This is a genomic window from Parapedobacter sp. SGR-10 (assembly GCF_011030405.1).
GTDB lineage: Bacteria > Bacteroidota > Bacteroidia > Sphingobacteriales > Sphingobacteriaceae > Sphingobacterium.
The window spans coordinates 1-298 of the sequence record NZ_JAAJTJ010000084.1 but is presented as its reverse complement, the minus strand read 5'-3'; the positions used below and the strand labels follow the sequence as shown (position 1 = coordinate 298).

At 44.3% G+C, this 298-nt stretch carries 1 tRNA gene; it reads right to left on the bottom strand.

The window, feature by feature from the left end:
* Positions 1-118 precede the first annotated feature (118 nt).
* Positions 119-195, bottom strand: a tRNA-Ile gene (locus G5B00_RS17965).
* Between the last annotated feature and the right edge of the window lie 103 nt (positions 196-298).

Genomic DNA, 298 nt, shown 5'->3' with positions numbered 1-298 from the left:
CTGTAATCTGGAAATGTCCGAATTTGGAAATTTGAAAATTCATTCCCAAATCTTCAAATCAGCGAATTATCCAATTTACCTGTGCAGGATAACGGATTCGAACCGTACGGCCCGCCTATGGTAGTCCCGAGCAGACTTGAACTGCTGACCCCTACATTATCAGTGTAGTGCTCTAACCAACTGAGCTACGGGACTGGCTGCTTCATCTCGGGTAACCCTTAAGGTACACCTTTTCCTTCTCTTTTATTTCCTGTTATTGATTAAGGCAAACGATCATGATTTGTGCGCAGCGGACCAT